This window comes from Vibrio sp. OPT24, assembly GCF_015163545.1.
Lineage (GTDB): Bacteria > Pseudomonadota > Gammaproteobacteria > Enterobacterales > Vibrionaceae > Vibrio > Vibrio cyclitrophicus.
Genome location: NZ_JADDYI010000044.1, coordinates 231,753 through 250,505 on the forward strand (window position 1 = coordinate 231,753; position 18,753 = coordinate 250,505).

Annotated in this window: 12 protein-coding genes and 1 pseudogene; 5 read left to right on the plus strand and 8 right to left on the minus strand. The window is 42.5% G+C overall.

The window, feature by feature from the left end; all coding sequences use genetic code 11:
- Positions 1-978: a 1-phosphofructokinase gene (gene pfkB, locus IQO02_RS09585; RefSeq protein ID WP_016769189.1), complete on the minus strand. Its 978-nt coding sequence runs from the start codon at positions 976-978 to the stop codon at positions 1-3.
- A gap of 9 nt (positions 979-987) precedes the next feature.
- Positions 988-2,121, minus strand: a complete 1,134-nt coding sequence (gene fruB, locus IQO02_RS09590; RefSeq protein WP_016785130.1) for a fused PTS fructose transporter subunit IIA/HPr protein — start codon at positions 2,119-2,121, stop codon at positions 988-990.
- A gap of 393 nt (positions 2,122-2,514) precedes the next feature.
- Here fruB and cra point away from each other — a divergent pair, with 393 nt between their 5' ends.
- On the plus strand, positions 2,515-3,519 hold the full coding sequence (gene cra / locus IQO02_RS09595) for a catabolite repressor/activator (protein ID WP_010428986.1): 1,005 nt from the start codon (positions 2,515-2,517) through the stop codon (positions 3,517-3,519).
- Between the two features lie 13 nt (positions 3,520-3,532).
- Here cra and IQO02_RS09600 read toward each other — a convergent pair whose 3' ends face one another.
- From IQO02_RS09600 to nirB, 4 genes are all read right to left on the minus strand, one after another.
- On the minus strand, positions 3,533-5,323 hold the full coding sequence (locus tag IQO02_RS09600; RefSeq protein WP_102270713.1) for a bifunctional protein-serine/threonine kinase/phosphatase: 1,791 nt from the start codon (positions 5,321-5,323) through the stop codon (positions 3,533-3,535).
- Positions 5,324-5,557: 234 nt separating this feature from the next.
- A complete protein-coding gene (locus tag IQO02_RS09605) occupies positions 5,558-7,027 on the minus strand; it encodes a NarK family nitrate/nitrite MFS transporter (RefSeq protein ID WP_010428993.1) in 1,470 nt (489 codons plus the stop codon).
- A gap of 141 nt (positions 7,028-7,168) precedes the next feature.
- Positions 7,169-7,513 carry a nitrite reductase small subunit NirD gene (gene nirD / locus IQO02_RS09610; RefSeq protein ID WP_010428996.1) on the minus strand — a complete coding sequence of 115 codons (345 nt, stop codon included), beginning with the start codon at positions 7,511-7,513 and terminating at the stop codon, positions 7,169-7,171.
- A gap of 251 nt (positions 7,514-7,764) precedes the next feature.
- Positions 7,765-10,347 carry a nitrite reductase large subunit NirB gene (nirB, locus tag IQO02_RS09615; RefSeq protein WP_010428999.1) on the minus strand — a complete coding sequence of 861 codons (2,583 nt, stop codon included), beginning with the start codon at positions 10,345-10,347 and terminating at the stop codon, positions 7,765-7,767.
- Between the two features lie 501 nt (positions 10,348-10,848).
- Here nirB and IQO02_RS09620 point away from each other — a divergent pair.
- From IQO02_RS09620 to IQO02_RS09630, 3 genes are all read left to right on the plus strand, one after another.
- Entirely contained in the window at positions 10,849-13,404 is a 2,556-nt protein-coding gene (locus IQO02_RS09620; RefSeq protein ID WP_010429002.1) for a molybdopterin oxidoreductase family protein, read from the plus strand.
- A 419-nt stretch (positions 13,405-13,823) separates the two neighbouring features.
- Positions 13,824-15,482: a hypothetical protein gene (locus IQO02_RS22140; RefSeq protein ID WP_198592224.1), complete on the plus strand. Its 1,659-nt coding sequence runs from the start codon at positions 13,824-13,826 to the stop codon at positions 15,480-15,482.
- Between the two features lie 106 nt (positions 15,483-15,588).
- Positions 15,589-16,035, plus strand: a complete 447-nt coding sequence (locus IQO02_RS09630; protein ID WP_016788902.1) for a DUF4262 domain-containing protein — start codon at positions 15,589-15,591, stop codon at positions 16,033-16,035.
- Positions 16,036-16,414: 379 nt separating this feature from the next.
- Here IQO02_RS09630 and IQO02_RS09640 read toward each other — a convergent pair whose 3' ends face one another.
- Complete coding sequence (locus tag IQO02_RS09640) at positions 16,415-17,440, minus strand: IS110 family transposase (RefSeq protein WP_016793631.1); 1,026 nt, start codon at positions 17,438-17,440, stop codon at positions 16,415-16,417.
- Between the two features lie 119 nt (positions 17,441-17,559).
- Here IQO02_RS09640 and IQO02_RS09645 point away from each other — a divergent pair, with 119 nt between their 5' ends.
- Positions 17,560-18,567 (plus strand): hypothetical protein, encoded by a 1,008-nt coding sequence (locus IQO02_RS09645; protein ID WP_016792432.1) that lies wholly within the window; start codon positions 17,560-17,562, stop codon positions 18,565-18,567.
- Positions 18,568-18,677: 110 nt separating this feature from the next.
- Here IQO02_RS09645 and IQO02_RS09650 read toward each other — a convergent pair.
- A pseudogene (locus tag IQO02_RS09650) lies at positions 18,678-18,753 on the minus strand (type II toxin-antitoxin system mRNA interferase toxin, RelE/StbE family); the annotation flags it as partial.

An 18,753-nucleotide genomic window follows, 5' to 3' on the forward strand; every position in this document is an offset into this window, starting at 1 on the left:
CTATTTGCTTGTGTCTAACTGGTTAGTTGGAGCACTAAGCGACTGTAATTGGATATTTTGTAGTACTGAATCCAGCTCTTGTTGGCTGGTAATGCCCACGCCTACCTGTGAAACTGCTAGAGCAGATAAGGCGGTTGCGAATTTAATAAGTTCTGGTTTTGGCATCTGTTGCATGTGACCCCAACATAGGCCAGCGACTAATGTGTCGCCTGCGCCAACCGTGCTTACCACTTGCATGCGCGGCGGTTGAGCATGTAGCCATTCACCTTGGTTTAGCCACATCACGCCTTCAGCGCCAAGTGACACCACGATGTTCTCGATGCCTTTTTCACTGAGGGCTTGGCCTGCGTGTTGGCATTGGTCGCGTGTGGTTAGTTCTGCATTGAACAGCTGAGAAAGCTCTTCATCGTTTGGTTTAATTAACCAAGGCTGTGCATTGATACCGGCTTTAAGTGCGTCACGGCTGCTGTCGAACAGCACCTTTTTACCTAGGTCACGCAAGCGTTGTACCCAAGAAGCGCAAAGCTCTGGTGATACGCCTTGTGGCAAGCTGCCTGCAATCACGAAGTAATCGTGTGTTTCAGCAAGCTCTAACAAGGTTTCTTCAAACGCTTTGATAGCGTCAGCATCAACAGGAACACCTGGGAAGTTGATGTCGCTTACTTGGCCTGAGTTTTCTACCAATTTCACGTTGATGCGAGTCGCGCCGTCGACACGGATGAAGCGGTCAGTTGCGCCCATCTGTTCGAACAGTTGGCAGAATGCTTCTTCGTTATTACGACCAAGGAAACCAGTTACGGTAACCTTCGCGCCAAGCTCTGAAAGTACTTTTGCTACGTTTACACCTTTGCCTGCTGCATGTAGAGAACCTTTGTTCACTAGGCTGACTGAACCCACGTTAAGTGCGTCGATAGCGCCAGTCAGGTCTAGAGCAGGGTTTAGCGTAACGGTAACGGCTTTGATTTGTTTATCAGACATATCGATTCCTTAACCTTCACCAAGGCCTGAAGCGATAGCTTTACCAATCGATTCAAGAGCTTGTGCTGCATCTTCACCTTCAGCAACAAACTGAAGCTGATGGCCGTGTTTAACGCCAAGAGCGATCACTTTCATCAAGCTCTTCGCATTCACTTCTTTTCCGTCACCATCTAGGTTTGAAACGCGAATGGTTGACTCGAATTTCTTCGCTTCAGCGACTAGCATTGCACCCGGACGAGCGTGTAAGCCGTGAGCATTTTTGATTTTAAATACCGCGCAGTTGTCATCGTCTTGAGACGCTGTAGAAACCGCTTCATCTCTTAGAAGGCCAATGACTTGTGCTATGTCAGCAGTCAACAGTTGTTGCTGTTTACCTTCGAAAATCATTTTGCTTAGGTTCGCTAAAATAGATTGGTGAGCGCTGTTACAAGCGGCGAACGCTACCAATGCTTTAACGGGTGTGCCTTCGTACTCACAATGGTTAGCCGTTGAAACGAACGATACGCCAGTGCGAGTTACGCCTTTGTCGCTGCCCAACAACCAAAGGCCTTGGCCTAGGTGAGTCGGTGTTTTTGTTACGAGGTCAGCAACGAATGCGTTGTCCGTACAACCTGTATTCTTAAGTAGGCCGCCCGCTACTGCAGACATTTGAATCATGTCGCTTGCAGGGAACAGTAGCTGCACTAAAGAAGCGTCTAGATCGGCTTCAAGTTGAACTTCACCGTTCAGTAGAGCGATGATTTCGTCTTCTGATTTCGCTTGCTTTAACTTCTCTTCGACACCGTCTGCAGCGAGAACTTTGGTCAGTTGCTTAAGAATGCCTAAGTGCTCGTCAGATTTAGCCGCAATACCAATCGCAACGTAAACACGGTTGCCATCTGCCCAATCAATACCTTCAGGGAAGTGGTGTACCGCAACGCCTGTCTCTTTTACTAGGCCACGAGTATCAGTGGTTCCGTGAGGAATCGCGATGCCGTTACCTAGGAACGTAGAGTTCTGGTTTTCACGGTTCAGCATTCCTTCAACGTAGCCAGATTCAACTAAGCCTTTCACCGTTAAGTCGCCAGCAATGTTTTGGATTGCTTTGAATTTGTCTTCGGCAGTTTGGCCTAGAGTAATGTCAGATTTTGATAATTTAAGCATGGTGCCTCTTTAGCGTATCGCTTGAGAATTTGTGTTTCGCTACGATTCAGTTTAGAGCAAGAATTAGTGAACTTTACTCTTTGCTTGCTCTTTGTTTTACCCTGGCTGAATCGGTTCAGCATTTAGTGTAAAAAAATTCAGCAAAGCCGATTTTGGTTTTCAAAATAGTTTGCTGCGTGTCGTTAATTTGCTTCGGTTGCGATTCGTAAATAATGAAAAGCTTATTAACGACAAATGGCTCTCAATTCATTCAAAAGGATGATTGAAGTCACTTTTCAGATTTTGCTGAATCCTTTCAGCTTTTATACTGAATCGATTCAGCATATAATTCAACTAATCCAAGGATCAGAATATTGGTTATATGATCCTACGCACAAAATACAGGTCACCCATATGACACTTGATGAAATTGCCAAACTAGCTGGTGTGTCGAAAACCACTGCTAGCTATGTGATCAACGGCAAGGCGCAGAAATACAGAATCAGCGAAAAGACTCAGCAGAAAGTGATGGCAGTCGTTGATGAGTACAACTACCGTCCAGATCATGCTGCTTCGTCGCTGCGTGCTGGTAATAGTCGTTCATTTGGTTTGATTATTCCTGATCTTGAAAACAGCAGTTACGCGCGTTTAGCAAAATTGATAGAGCAGAACTCACGTAAAGTGGGCTATCAAATCCTGATCGGCTGTTCAGATGATGATGCTGAAACCGAACGTAAAGTCGCTGACGCTTTGGTGAGTCGTCGTATTGATGCCTTGCTGGTGGCGAGCTCTATGCCAGACGCTAATGAGTTTTACTTGAAGCTGCAAAACTCAGGCACCCCCGTAATCGCGATTGATCGTCCATTAGATGATGAGCATTTTGCTTGTGTGATCAGTGAAGATTTTGAAGCTGCGTTTGAGCTGACGCATTCTATTCTTGATGACAGTATTGAGAGTGTTGGTTTGATAGGTGCATTGCCAGATCTGAACATCTCACGTGAACGTCAGTTGGGTTTCGAAGCGGCAAACAAAGCGTATGGTCAACAAGTCGGGCTGTCAGAAAACAAACCTACCGTTGTTGGTTACGGCGAGCACTTTGACCGAGAATCTGGGCGTGAAATTTTTGAAGGTTGGATTGCAAAAGACGCAGTGCCCGATGCGATTGTCACCATGTCATACACCTTGTTAGAGGGTGTACTTGATGTAATGGTCGAAAAGCCAGAACTGGTTAATCAAGTGAAGTTGGCGACCTTTGGTGATAACCGACTGCTCGATTTCTTGCCTTTTAAGGTCCATTCACTTCCGCAGCAGTTTGAAGTAATTGCGGATAGTGCTTTTGCTCTGGCTTTGAACGCTTCTGCTAAACGTTATCAAGCGGGTATTGAATTAGTGCCAAGAAGCTTAGTTAGGCGAGGCTAATTCGTAAACGTATCTAGCTTGGGTTTAACAACAAACCTAGTTCTACTATCGCAATAATGCCGAGCAACAAGGCTAAAACTTTCCAAAACTGGATCGGGTTTCGGTTTATCAAAGGTTGCTTGGCTTTGCTTTTTACCAAGCTTTGGTTAGGTGTGTAAAGGTCGGCCACAAAGTCCCCTAACACTTGATGGCGTTCGCTTGGCGATTCGGCACACGCTTTTTGTAAAACCAAATCAACCCAAGCTGGTATGTCAGTACGCTTTTGTGTCAGCGATTGGTATTCCCATTGATGATGACGAGATTGCTTGAGCGATTGTGCAGACATCTCAGAGTAGGGCAGTTCGCCTGTGAGCATTTCATACCCGATGACTGCAATAGAGAATAGATCCGAACTTGTGGTCGCGGTATTGTGCTTTATGGTTTCCGGTGCAATGTAATTAACAGCGCCCAATGGTACCGAGTCTTGCTCTGATTTACTTCCTTCTTCAATACCTCTTACCAACACAGCCCCAAGATCAATTATTTTAATCTCGCCATCACGTTGAATCATGATGTTTTCAGGTTTTAAGTCTCTGTGCACCATATCTGCACGTTGTAGCACTCGGATACCTTGTGTGATCTTATCGAGTATATCGCGCACTTGTTTGAGTGAAGGTTTTGGATTGTCGTACATCCACTGTCTCAGCGTGATGCCTTCTACCCATTCACAAATTTGATATAGGAATTGCGAGTGTTCTGGCGTCGGGTAGACCTTCATTACTTTCTTGTTGTTCAGTAGGATTCCTGCCCATTGCTCGTTAAAAAACGCGCTCAGTTGTGCTGGGCTGTCGTGATACTGAACCGAAGGTACCTTGAGGACGAATTCGGTTTGTGTCTCTTTGTGCATGACACGGTATACATGGCTTCTTGAACCTGCATATAGGACTTCGAGTACCATATAGTTGTCGATGCTTTGCCCGAGCTTTAAAGCGGGTGGGATGGCTCGTTTAGCGAGCTTTTCATGGAACTCAATGAGCGAAGGCTTAGGTAGATGACTGACTTGCACAATCAAGCAGCTCACGTTATCAGAGCTATTGTGGCTTAAAGCGGTGTTACAGATGGTTTGTGCTGCATATTCGAAATCCGCTCCGGGTTTGTCGATGTGTTCCTTGAAGGTGTTAGGGGAAACAAACTCATGCACGCCATCTGATGTAAGGATGAAGCAGTCATTTTTTTTAATCGGTAGTGTTTGGTAATCAACGTTGAGTTGGTTATCCATACCTAAAGCTCGTGTTAGGTAGTGTTTCTGTCCCATATTCTTGCGGGTATGATCGCGAGTAAGCTGACGTAATTCGCCATCTCTCAATAGATAAATACGACTGTCGCCGACATGGAATATATGGGCGGTGTTTGATTTTAGGATCACGCTGCTAAAAGTGGAAACGAGCGCATTATGGTTAACTTGTTGAGTGGGTTGGATATTTGAGACTGAAGTGTTAAAAAGCCAAGAGTTGAGCGAGGTTAGGACTTTTTGAGCTGAACGTTGAATACTCCAGCTCTGCGGGGTTGAGTAATAGTCATCAATGAATTGCATCACGCTGGTATGGCTGGCTTTTTGACCGTGTTCACTGCAACTTGCACCATCCGCTATACAAGCAACACTGCCTTTTAACTCTTGCTCTGCGCGAGTTTTGGGGTGTTTTACAATGATTGCATCTTGGTTTTCATCACGTACGCCTTTATTCGAATAGCCACCAAACTTGAGCGTTAGTTGGTTGTTCGATTCCGGTGTGATGACTTGCCCTTGGCTGAATGAAATTGTCATAACTGTTCTTCTTCTTAACTGCTCTTCTTCCCGCTTCCTTGACAGAACCCCCTAGGAAGAACAAAAGCCCTAGTGAACGTAGAGCCTTTGAACGAAGCACCCAGCATTGATATATCGAAACTTGAATAAACTTAAGCGTTAGTACATTTAAGCATTAAAGATTCGAGCATAAATATGTCAGCTAAGGTGCTCCTCCCGATTTGATAATATCTACGTTAACCGTTAGTGCTCAGACTAACTCGAAACATTGATAAGCGTGACACTGCCATCATCGTTAACTTCAGCAATTTGACCGTTAGGTTCTTCCATGAACAATAGAGTCACAAAGCCAAGTACCGCTGTTGCAGCAATCACTAAGAAAAACGTTTGGTAGCTCACGAAAGACAATACTGTTAGGTAAACTACCGCACCAACGTTACCGTAAGCACCAGTCATACCTGCAATCTGACCTGTCATGCGTCGTTTGATTAGAGGAACTGTCGCAAATACCGCACCTTCACCCGCTTGAACGAAGAAAGAACACGCCATTGCTGCGACAACCGCTAGCCATACAGGCCATGTACTGTCTACTTGACCCATTGCGAAGTAACCTACAGCAAGACCAATCGTTAGAATAAGCAGGGTTGGTTTACGACCGAATTTATCTGAAATCCAACCACCACCTGGGCGAGACATTAGGTTCATAAAGGCATAAGCCGATGCAACCATACCTGCAAGAACGGGTGTTAATTCAAAGGTTTCAGAGAAGAACAGTGGCAACATAGAAACAACAGCCAGCTCAGAACCAAATGTCGCGAAATATAATACGTTCAGTACCGCTACTTGCTTAAATTTGTACTGGTGAATTTCTGGTACTTCTTCTTTAAATACGTTTTTGTTCACTTTCCAAACTTGTGAAACTTCATATACGTAAAGTGCGGCTAAACCCACGTAAACCGAGTTAACCGCCATATCAGAAAGCATGTTGATGTTGGTTGGCGATAGTTTCCATGTTAGTAGAGCAAGAGCGGCATACATCGGGATCTTCATAATAAGTAAGAAGAAAAAGTCACCCTTTGATGTTACTTCCATCGCTGTTACTTGAGCCGGTTTGAAGTACGTTGAGCCTTTTGGTGTGTCTGTTACGTTTTTGTAGAAGATAAACGAGAACGCTAAGCTCATTGCGCCAGTAATACCGACTGCATAACGCCAGCCATCTTCACCACCAAACGCTAGAGCTAATGTGGGAAGTGTGAATGCTGCCGCTGCTGAACCGAAGTTACCCCAACCGCCGTAAATACCTTCTGCTGTACCCAGTTCATTGTGTGGGAACCACTCAGACACAAGGCGAATACCAACAACGAAGCCTGCGCCAATGAAACCTAATAGGAAACGTGCAATCGCCGCTTGAATGAAAGAGTCTGCCATCGCAAACATAAAACAAGGAATTGAACAGACAGCCAGTAGTGAAGAGTAGACCAACCTTGGGCCATACCTATCGGTTAACATACCAATCGCGACACGCGCTGGAATAGTCAATGCAACGTTGAGGATCAGAAGTGTTTTGATCTCTTCAGTAGAAAGACCAAGCGTGGTTTTCACCATTTGCAGTAGGGGAGCAAAGTTGAACCATACAACAAAGGTGATAAAAAAGGCCATCCAACTTAGGTGTAAGGTTTTCATCTTACCTGTAAATGAAAGCAGCGAAAATTTTGTGTTATCCATGGTTTAAATCCTTTAAATCTGGAAAATTACCTGGCTTGAGCACGTGCGTTACTTCCGAAATTCGAACGCTTAAATGTGCTAAACCTTTATGCCGAAATTACTCACGCCTTAAAGCGTTTTGAGGATGATGTCGGCTGTTTATTAACTGGCGATAGCAAGCGGTGCGAGAACTTGTACATGTTCACCTTGCTTGCGAACTTCAAATTTCATGAGCTTGAGTTCTGGTTGTTCAAGACATGCTCCAGTTTCTAAGTGGTAATGCTGCTTGTATAAGGGCGACGCGACATACGGTTCACCGCTTAATGAGCCAATGATACCACGAGACATCACATTCGCTTTGCCGATAGGGTCGTAGTTAGATAGCCCATACAGTGTGTCACTGCGTTTGCAGTAAAAAATAGCCACTTGGTTATCGTCTACTTTGGCGCAAATACCACCGTTTGGGGTTAAGTCCTTGGTGTTGCATACGGTTGTCCAATTTTCCATGACTTTCTCCTAGTCTAAAATTGAGTCTTTAATCATTTCTCTAATTTTTTCGTTTCTAAGCAGTTCGTTTCCGAGCTGCTGTAATCTTTGTCATTTGAGTCGTCTTTCTTGTCTTTATAGCTGAGCGGCGGGAGCGACTTGCTGAGCATGCCAGTCACTTCCTAGCGTTTTATGTTAGATGCTTTACCTTACTCAACTGTTTTTTTGGGGGGTACGACTACTGTTGTTTATAAAGCTGATGAAACTGATATTTATGAAACTTCAGTCACTTCGATTTGGTCAGCCTTGGTTAGCTTTTCATCGCGTTGCGAATCTAAAGACGCGCTAATGTTTGGTTTAGGAAAGCGCTGCTCTCGTTCTTTGATGAATGAAAGGCTAGTGTCCATCTCTTCGCTGTTGATGTAGTGCTGGAAGCGCTTCATCTTTTCAGGGTTTTCGATGGTGGTTTTCCATTCACACTGGTATTTCTCGATGTTGAGCGCGATGTCGGCTTCAAGTTCTTCAACAACATTGAGCTTGTCTTCAATCACGACTTGTTTGAGGTATTCAATGCCGCCTTCAAGGTTTTCCATCCATACTGATGTGCGTTGCAGGCGATCTGCAGTACGTGTGTAGAACATTAGAATGCGGTCTATGTATTGCAGAAGGGTGGTTTCATCAAGGTCGGTAGCAAAAAGGTCACCATGGCGAGGGCGCATACCACCGTTACCACAGATGTAGAGGTTCCAACCTTTGTCGGTTGCGATAATGCCGAAGTCTTTCGATTGCGCTTCTGCACATTCACGAGTACAGCCAGAAACTGCAAACTTGGTTTTATGTGGCGAGCGTAGCCCTTTGTAGCGGTTCTCTAATCGAATCGCTAAGCCTACGCTGTCGTCGATACCGTATCGGCACCAAGTGCTACCCACACACGACTTAACAGTACGAACCGACTTACCGTAGGCGTGGCCTGTTTCGAAACCTGCATCAATCAGCTTTTTCCAAATGATAGGCAGTTCGTTAAGCTGCGCACCAAACAAATCGACACGCTGACCACCGGTGATTTTGGTGTAAAGGTCGAACTCTTTCGCGACTTCGCCAAGCACGATCAATTTGTCAGGTGTGATTTCACCGCCTGCAATACGTGGCACAACTGAATAAGTGCCGTCTTTTTGCATGTTGCCTAGGTAGATATCGTTGGTGTCTTGCAGTTCAATATGCTGATCTTCTAGGATGTAATCGTTCCAGTAAGAAGCCAAAATTGAACCGACTGCAGGCTTACAAACTGTACAGCCTAATCCATTGCCATGAGAATCCAATAGCTCATCGAATGTCTTAATTTTGTTGACGCGGATAATGTCGGTAAGTTCTTGTCGAGAATAGGCAAAGTGCTCACAAATATCGTTTGAGACTTCCACACCAAGGTTGCTTAGTTCACTGTCTAAAACTTGTTTAGCAAGCGCAGAACAACCACCACAACCTGTTGAAGCATTGGTTGTTTCTTTTAATGCTGCCATGGTGGTGCATCCAGCAGATACTGCGTCTTTGATATCGCCTTTGGTCACATCAAAACACGAACAAATCACTGCGCTGTCAGGCAGGGCTTCAACACCCATTGCTGAACCAGAATCGTCCGCGAGGTTTGGCAGAATAAGCACGGATGGGTTTTCAGGAAGAGGCATATCATTTTGTTTGATTTGCAGTAGTGACCCGTAAGCCTCTGCGTCGCCCACCAATACTGCACCAACAATCTTTTTACCATCAGCTGAGATGATAAGGCGTTTGTAAACTTGCTCGATTTCGTCGTTATAAGTATACGATTGAGCACCTTCTGTTTGGCCGTGTACTTCACCTATACTTGCGACATCAACACCAAGCAGTTTGAGCTTAGTGCTCATGTCGGCACCAGTAAACGAAGCGTCGCTCGCGCCATCAGAGATGATATGCGCTGCTGCGACTTTCGCCATTGAATAGCCAGGAGCCACTAAGCCGAAGATCTTGTTGTCCCAAAGTGCACATTCACCAATCGCATACACATTGTCAATGTTGGTTTGGCAATGATCGTTAATCACGATGCCGCCACGTTCACCAATGGCAATATCAGAGCTACGAGCTAGGGCATCTTGAGGACGAATACCCGCAGAAAACACAATCATATCGGTTTCAAGATGGGTGCCGTCTGCGAAGTTCATACGGTAGCGAGAAGTCTCACCCGCGACTATCTCAGAGGTTGCCTTCTCAGTGTGAACCTGAACACCAAGGTCTTCAATTTTACGGCGTAAAAGCGCACCGCCACCGTCATCCAACTGTACGGCCATCAGGCGAGGAGCGAACTCCACCACATGGGTTTCCAAACCAAGGTTTTTAACTGCATTTGCGGCTTCTAAGCCAAGCAGGCCACCACCAATAACCACGCCCGATTTACTGCTTTTGCTTGATAATTCAATAGCGTCTAAGTCTTCGATGGTGCGATAAACGTGGCAATGTTCTTGGTCGTTACCGGGAATAGGAGGAACAAAAGGAAATGAACCCGTCGCTAGAATTAATGTGTCATAACTCTCGGTATGTCCCGACTCTGTCACAACGCACTTATTGTCAGTGTCTAGTTGAGCGACTTTTGCGTTCAATAGGTAGTTGACGCCATTGCTTTGGTAATACTCTTCGCTGGTCAATGCCAAATCTTCGGCATTTCCACGTTTGAAGTAAGCTGTAAGCTGGACTCGGTCATAGGCTAACCTAGGTTCTTCGCTGAAAGTAATTACATCAAAATCATCACTTTCTGATTGTAAAATGTTGTCGATAAATTTGTGTCCAACCATACCGTTACCAACGACGACGATCTTCTTCTTGCTCATAATCCATTCCTTATTCTCGGCTTCATTGTTTATAGCGTTAACGTTTATAGCGTTTAACTTCTAATGGTTAACAAATGAATACCGGGTTGAGATTCCACTCAATTCATCATTATCAAGAAAACAAAAATTGTTTTTCTAACTCTTGGTTTTTAGTAGAGCAAGGAGGGTGCCAAATTGTGATTTAGCAAAATAAATAAAATAAAATTTATATTTTTCAATAAATTAAAAATTATAGGTAGAACGCAATTACCCCCAAAGTGGTATGTAATTTTTTTGTTAAATTTATGGAAATGAACGTTTGTGGTGCAACTTTCCGCAAGATGGTGCAAAAAATAAGTTTTTGATATCAACCAGTTCTTAGTAACTGGTTTATTATTGTTTTTATTACACTAAATTATTGTTTTATATCGGTTTTTCTTATTTGTTTGATTCTTGGATTTAATGGCGTGCTATTTGCTTTAGTTAAATAAATGCAATTTTGGATAATTGAGCGAGAAACGGATGAGTGATTCAAACAGTGGCTGGATAAAATCGACATGTGCCTATTGTGGTGTTGGATGCGGAATAGAAGCGAGGCCCACTGCATTAGGTAAGCTTGAAGTACGTGGTGACAAAGAACACCCGTCGAATTATGGAAAGTTATGTACTAAAGGTATTGCTCTAGGTGAAACCGTAACACCTCTAGGTCGTCTTACTCAGCCTACTCATATTAAGAATCAACAAAAACACGAACTCGTATGGGATGACGCCACTCAATTGGTCGCTGATAGGTTTAACCAAACCATTGAAGAGTTTGGTCCTGATTCAGTTGCGTTCTATGTCTCTGGCCAACTGTTAACAGAAGACTATTACGTTGCTAATAAGCTGATGAAAGGCTTTATTGGTAGCGGAAACATTGACAGTAACTCAAGGCTTTGCATGGCATCGAGCGTTGTTGGACATAAACGTGCATTTGGTAGCGACACGGTTCCTATTTGTTATGAAGATTTAGAGCAAACCGACTTGGTCGTGATTACTGGCTCAAACTTAGCATGGTGTCATCCGGTTCTTTTTCAAAGGTTAAGAGCAGCTAAGCAAGCGAATCCCAAACTGCAAGTGATCGTCATAGATCCTCGTTATACCGACACATGTGAAATAGCAGATCAACATTTAGCGATTGAATCGGGCTCTGACGTGGCCTTGTTTAACGGGTTACTTTCATACTTAGCGGATAATGATGCACTTGATGAAGGCTATATAAGCAAACATACAGAAGGCTTCCAACAAGCGATCAAGTCAGCAAAGAAGTATGTTTACCACGCTGATTCAAGCATCAATTCAGAGCAAAGCGTCAGCCAACTGACCGGGTTAGCGGAACAAGAGGTTGAGCGCTTCTATCGCGCGTTCGCTTCTAAACAAAAAGTCGTCACCATTTATTCTCAGGGCGTGAATCAGTCGAGCCAAGGTTGTGACAAAGTGAACGCTATTCTCAACTGTCATTTAGCCACCGGAAAAATCGGACAAGCAGGTATGGGGCCTTTCTCTGTGACAGGGCAGCCCAACGCAATGGGCGGTCGCGAAGTTGGTGGTTTAGCGAATACGCTAGCGGCGCACTTTGAGTTTGGGGATGAGAAATCACACCAAACGGTGAGTGATTTTTGGCAAACCGATAACTTAGCAACCCAACCCGGCTTGAAAGCAGTCGAGTTGTTTGACGACATGCTTGAAGGCAAGATCAAAGCGGTGTGGATCATGGCGACCAACCCTGTGGTGAGCCTTCCAGACAGTGCGAGAGTGAAAGCAGCGCTAGAAAACTGTCCATTTGTGGTGGTGTCAGATTGCATCGCCGATACTGAAACCACACGCTTGGCCGATGTTGTGTTACCTGCGCAAGGTTGGAGTGAAAAATCGGGTACCGTGACCAACTCCGAGCGCCGTATATCAAGGCAGCGCCGCATATTGCCAAGCCCGGGTGAAGCTAAACCTGATTGGTGGATGATTAAAGAAGTGGCGCAGAAAATGGGTCATCAACATGCCTTTGATTATCGTCATGAAGGGCAGATATTTGAAGAGTACTGTCAAATGACGGGGCTTGATAATACTAACGGTAAAACGCGAGACCTGTGTTTAATTGGTCTAACCAAATTGGACGATAAAGGTTATAGCGAGCTAAAACCCCAGCAATGGCCCGTACTAGAATTACAGCAAGATATCGTAAATAAACGAATGTTCACTGATGGCGAATTTTTCACTAAGTCCGGAAAAGCCCAGTTCGTTGCGGTTGAACATGCTTTACCATTAACGACGTCGTCACCAGACTATCCGCTTATTATGAACAGCGGACGAGTGCGCGATCAATGGCATACAATGAGTAGAACAGGGCTTGCCTCATCACTTGGAGACCACACACCCGAGCCGTTCATTGCTGTTCACCCTGAAACCGCCAAGAGATTTGGATTGGAAACGGGCACAAACCAAACCAACCAGGTTGTTAAAGTGAAAAGCGCTCAAGGTGAGTCTCAAGCGCGCTTGGTATTAACCCAAGAGATGCGTAAAGAGCAGGTGTTTATGCCGATTCACTGGAACGGCACCACGGCCAAAGACAGCAAGCCGTGTGACCTGATTTTACCTAACACCGATTCCAATTCAGGACAGCCAGAATTTAAACACACACCTGTGATGTTAGAAGCATGTGCTTATCGCAGCGAAGCGGCACTGGTCAGTGATAAGGTGATGGATTGCAGCAGCTTTGATTACTGGGTTAGACAGAAAGTCGAGGGCGGATTTTTGTATCGTATCTCGTCATCTAAGAATCCTATGGAGTTGGTGATTCAGCTTGCCAACACACTGGACGAATTACCTGAACCCAACGCAGAAGCGGTGAAATCACTCCATTATCACGGCAATAAATCGTTCAAGAACTACGGTTCAGCCAAGCTTGGTGAGTTTGGTGTGAAACAAGCGTTCGTGGTTAACAGTAACCTAGATCATGAAAGTATCAACTGGCTGGTGGAATGCCTAACCCGAGAAGCCGATGAAGAATTCGAAGCCGAGTTTTTGAGTACCATGGCGAAGTAGTTACTACCTCACATTCATCCATACCAATAGCGTAGACGCCGACAATCATGTCGGCGTTTTTGTTTGAGTGTACAGCTCCCCAGTCCGTGACAATTCATTGCCTGAACTGTGGTTCAATCATCAACTAACCCAAAGACTTAGGTCAAAACTGCCTAGGATTTGGCCAGTAAATCACCGAAGAAGGTAACGATTAACTCACACATTGAGGTGTTTTCTGCATTTTACTGGAACTATATGGAAAATTTCTGCTTTTGGTCATGTTCGATAAAGCAGTAATCAGGTAAGGTTCTGTTATTAAATGGGTTATTAGACCGAGCCTGAACTGTTGAGATGACTAGACAGAATTGTTTCAGGGACAAAATACAGAATTATTCTGTCTAATATAGCTGTTATAACTTAAAAACAAATTAAGGGATAAGTTGAAAGTTTTAAGAAAAATATGGATAGCCATAAAAAAAATACTAAGCGGTGATAAAGTGATTTCATACGATCAAAAAGTAAAAGTTAAGGCTAGAAAGTTAGTTTTAAAAAAAGCCATTGAAGAATTAACAGTGAATAGACAAAACAGTACTTTAGTTGGTAAATATCATGTTAGAAATGTAAGGGAACAGCTCATATCCCAAGGCGACTTAGCAGAAAATACACTTTCTGATAGCGTGCTAAGTCGATGGGAAGCATTTCATTCTGCAATTCTTCAGGCTAAAAATCCAGAAAATTTGAAAGTAGCATACCTTGCGGGACCTAATCCAGAAAATGATATTGAAGTGTTAACTGGTTTTGGGGTTTTACCTGAAAATATTTGGGCTTTTGAAAGTGATAATACAATATATACACAAGCATTAATATCGGCATTATCATCTAAATATCCATTTATTAAGTTAATGAAGTCTAATGTAAGTGAGTATTTTTCTGTAGCTCCTCAAAAGTTCGATATAATTTATTTGGATTTTTGTGGTCCTTTACCAAGTAGAAATAAAGACCAGAAAACACTTAATGCAATAACTCAAATATTAAAGCATCATGCGTTAACTTCTCCAGGGATACTCATTACAAATGTTTCTCTACCTAGCGAAATACAGGATAAGCGTGGTAGGGATTTAATTACAAAACTGGTAGCTAAGTATCTATACCCAAAGCAGTTTATAGAAAATTATCAAAATGATAGTTGTGTAGAAGAAGGACCTATATGTCAAGATTTATCATACGGTGAATGGGAGGATAAAGTTAGGAATAATCTTGATGAATACTATGGACAGTACGTAACTAGATTATTACTTGATATGGTAAGTATTCTGTCGCCATGTGATAGAGTTGATTCATACCACTCTCTTTATAAACAAATGTTTATAAACTCAAATCAAGTTCAAGCGGATACCGATAAGTTATATCATTTTAACGCTGCAGGTGAAGATGGTGATGTCATAGTAGATCCTGCAATGTATCCTATTTTATGGACGATAGCTTCATTATCCAAGGGAGTTAATAATAAAGACAATAATTACCCTCAAACTATTTATCATGATTCTAATTTTGAAAAATATGCTAAGCTTTTTCTAAAGCAATTAACACATAAAAATGATCTTGTAGAACTTGAAAAATCAATATCAAAGATGAGCTACTTATTAACTGATGGACCTAATCAAAGCAAGTTCTATAATAAGTCTTTGATGGAAATGAATAACTATGACTGGATTAACTCGCATTATTTATTTTGTGACTTGTTCTTGTTCCATCAAGTTCGGGAACTATTATTTAGACAATTAGCATTACCTTATCATGTTAATATTAAAAATAGTCAACGCTGGAGCTACAAAGCAAAAGACACGAAAATGTATATGGATTGTCTAGTATTAGATGAATGTAGATATTTATATGATTGGATGCCTAGTATTGATATGTTCTTGTCGTCACTTGGAGATATTGAAAGACAATTAAGTTTCCGGTTTGCGCTTGATGGGGTAAGTAAACATAGAAGATTTTACACTCCTGAAATGTACTTTGGTACAGCATGTGTTAGCGAAGATACACTTGGATTTGAAGCGCATACTTTGAGCAAAAGGTGCGAAATTAAGTTATAACAAAGCATTTAAGAGTGATTCCTCACGCTTGGCATTTTCGCTTCGCTCAAGTGTAGCCAAGCGTGCATCACACCTTAATGCGGCGTTAGTTTTACAAAGGTAGATTATGGATCAATACGAAGAAAAAGCGCTTAAAGATATAGAACAGTGCGGATGTCATATTCTCCATATAATGGAAGAGGATGAGTACCCAGGATTCTCTTATTCAATTGGTATAGAGAAAACAAGCAGTCAACCAGAGATAATAATCACCGGTTTAAATCAAGAAGTAGCACATTGGATTGCAAACGAATACAACAATAGAGTTAAAGCTGGTGAGATATTTAAGCCAGATGAATACTATTCAGACTTCCTTGAAGGATTTGATATAACTTTTAAAGAAGTAAGTCCAGAATACTACGCTGAATACTTTGGTTGGGCTAACTGGCTTTACAAAGGCAATAATTTCAAAGTCCTTCAGTTCATCTATCCGGATACTTCTGGTGTTTGGCCTTGGGATTCTGAAGCATCCGCAAATTTTAAATGGTTTTTACCTAAGCTATATGCAAACTAACAAATTGTTCAAGAGTGATTCGGCACGTGTGGCATTTTTACTATGCGTTGATTTTAGTGGTTAAGGTGGTATGCGGAGGCTCAGGTATTGCGTGCCTCACACCTTAACAAGGCTACATGGATTCCCCCGGTTGTCAAACATCCGCTAAACTTATGTTGATGGGTTTTGGACTGCCGCTCTACATTCGGCCTACTTATCGACGATTCGCATACGTCGTGGCCCTGATGACTTTACGCGACTGCGGTGCCTTATTCGTTAGATGACATCTAGTGTGTCCGCCGCATTAACAGGCTCTCCGCAAGTGGTCTTAACCTATCTCCATCATTAGCGTCTGCAATGACCCGGTGGGTTTAACTCTTTATGCTGCTTCGATTTTTACTTAAGCAGCATAGTTTTCATATTCTGTTTGATTGTGTAAAAGTGACCATATAATTCGTGCGTTCTTCGCGGCCAGTGCCACTATTGCTCGGTTCATTCCTCTTCGTTCTAGAACGCCTCGACACCACTGACTTAACTTATCTTGCTTGTCGCCAAGATTGGCAATCACGGTCCTTGCGCCATGAACTAATAGTGTTCGTAAGTATTTATCACCGTGTTTGGTTATTCGGCCTAAGCGAGGTTTTCCTCCGGTGGAATATTGCTTTGGTACGAGTCCTAGCCAAGCAGAGAAATCACGGCTTTTATCAAATTGAGAACCATTGCCTATCGAAGCAAGTATCGCAGTCGCGGTTTGCGGCCCAATACCTCGAACTTTCATCACTCGTTGAACATTAGCGCTGACCTTAGCAAAAGAGTCGAAGACTTGTTCAGTATCGGCGATACGTTGATTTAATTCACCAAGGTGGTGATAAGCATCGGCAATCACCGTTCTAGCGAGATGTGGCAGTTCATTTTCTGCATCTTCGAGCATTAAGGGAATCTGTTTCATCAACGAAGAGCGACCAACGGGAATGATCAACCCGAACTCAGAAAGTAGGGCGCGCATGCGATTCATAAGCGCGGTGCGTTCACGAACCCAATGCTCTCTCATTCTATGTACCGATAGGATGGCTTGTTGCTCTGGTGATTTTACGGGCACAAAGCGAGTGGATGGTCGCTGAACAGCTTCGCAGATAGCTACTGCATCATTAAGGTCGTTCTTCCCTTTAGTTCGATAAGGAACCACGTATTTAACGGCCATGATGCGGGCGTCATGACCCAGTTTATTGAGTGTTCTTGCCCAATAATGTGCACCACCACACGCTTCAACGCCTATACGCATGAGTGGCATATTTGTTATTGTAGTCAGTAGTTTAGAGCGGGTTACTGACTTATGAAGTATGACCTTACCATTTTGGTCTACGGCATGAAGACTAAAGTGGTTTTTGGCTAGGTCGATACCGCAGGAATAAGAATAATCAGACATGGTGCCTCCGATGCATTTAAGTACCACATAAGTGTGGCAGATCCTCGGTAGGGGGAATCCATGTCATTCGTTATACATAAAGTTGTAATTTATGAGTTTATTGTAAATATGAGAAGAAAATGAGAATAAGCCAATTTCAAAAATACTCACAAAAAGAAAATACTGTTACGAACAATGTTTTATTGATGCTCTCTAGGTTGAATGACCTAAATGTAAGTTATTACAAATCAATAATTGAGCGTTCAAATGAAGGAAATATTCGGCAGGATTATTATCCTCAACCTATTTTCACACAACAGGTTGGTATGGGAAAAGGAATAATTGATGGTCATATTGAAGTAAAACCATCAAAGATAGTCATTGAAACTAAATTGAATAGTAAGGAATTGATCGGAAAGTTAATTAAATATGGAGAAGTGTTTAATGCAAATAGCCACAATCAACTATGGCATTTAAGTTCACTAAAATTCGATGAAGATGAAGTTATTAAAATAAATAGAGAGCTAAAAAAATCATATCCGAACTTAAAAATTCAATTTATTAATTTATTGTTTAATGATTTGATTGAGAATTTAGCAGGTATTTACGAAGAAAATACACATGATATGGAACTGCGCTTACTTCTTGATGATTTTAGTGGTTACTGTATTGGAAGTGATTTGATTTCTAATGAAGAATATAAATTATTATTCGCACCTACTGGTTTTTCATATACTTGGAACAAAAAACACAAAATATACTATTGTCCAACTAATTGGCACAGTCAGAAGTTTAAATACTTCGGTTTATATAACAGCAAGTCTGTAAGAACAATATCTGAAATCGAGACGATAATAATTGCAGATTATGATTCTAATACAGGCTCATTGGATATTCATAGTAAAGGGCATACAAATGAACAAAAAGAACGTCTTCAAAAGGGATTGTCTGAATTAGGCGAAGATCATTCTGGATTAAAATATTATCTCCTTCCTGAAAACAGTACTTATGAAACTGATTTTAAAAAAGCATCTCACGGAGGCATTCAAGGTTACAGATATAAAGATCTTAGAGATTACTTAACTATTAATGATTACAATGATCTGAAATTAATGGCTGAAGAATTAAGAAAAGTAACGTGGAAATAGAAAATGTATAACAAGTCATTTAAATGGAAAATTAACAGTTGGCCATCGCTACGCGATTATAGCCAACCATTAATTTCCACTTAATGAGGCGTTATACCGCAATCAATCATCTACCTTTTCATAGCTTTACGGTAAACATCGCTACGTTCGCGTTTTCCGACTGCTAAGACGGTTACAATGATGACA

Coding starts and splice junctions, on each gene's coding strand:
- pfkB (WP_016769189.1), bottom strand. CDS start 978: ATGTCTGATAAACAAATCAAAGCCGTTACCGTTACGCTAAACCCTGCT.
- fruB (WP_016785130.1), bottom strand. CDS start 2,121: ATGCTTAAATTATCAAAATCTGACATTACTCTAGGCCAAACTGCCGAA.
- cra (WP_010428986.1), top strand. CDS start 2,515: ATGACACTTGATGAAATTGCCAAACTAGCTGGTGTGTCGAAAACCACT.
- IQO02_RS09600 (WP_102270713.1), bottom strand. CDS start 5,323: ATGACAATTTCATTCAGCCAAGGGCAAGTCATCACACCGGAATCGAAC.
- IQO02_RS09605 (WP_010428993.1), bottom strand. CDS start 7,027: ATGGATAACACAAAATTTTCGCTGCTTTCATTTACAGGTAAGATGAAA.
- nirD (WP_010428996.1), bottom strand. CDS start 7,513: ATGGAAAATTGGACAACCGTATGCAACACCAAGGACTTAACCCCAAAC.
- nirB (WP_010428999.1), bottom strand. CDS start 10,347: ATGAGCAAGAAGAAGATCGTCGTCGTTGGTAACGGTATGGTTGGACAC.
- IQO02_RS09620 (WP_010429002.1), top strand. CDS start 10,849: ATGAGTGATTCAAACAGTGGCTGGATAAAATCGACATGTGCCTATTGT.
- IQO02_RS09630 (WP_016788902.1), top strand. CDS start 15,589: ATGGATCAATACGAAGAAAAAGCGCTTAAAGATATAGAACAGTGCGGA.
- IQO02_RS09640 (WP_016793631.1), bottom strand. CDS start 17,440: ATGTCTGATTATTCTTATTCCTGCGGTATCGACCTAGCCAAAAACCAC.
- IQO02_RS09645 (WP_016792432.1), top strand. CDS start 17,560: ATGAGAATAAGCCAATTTCAAAAATACTCACAAAAAGAAAATACTGTT.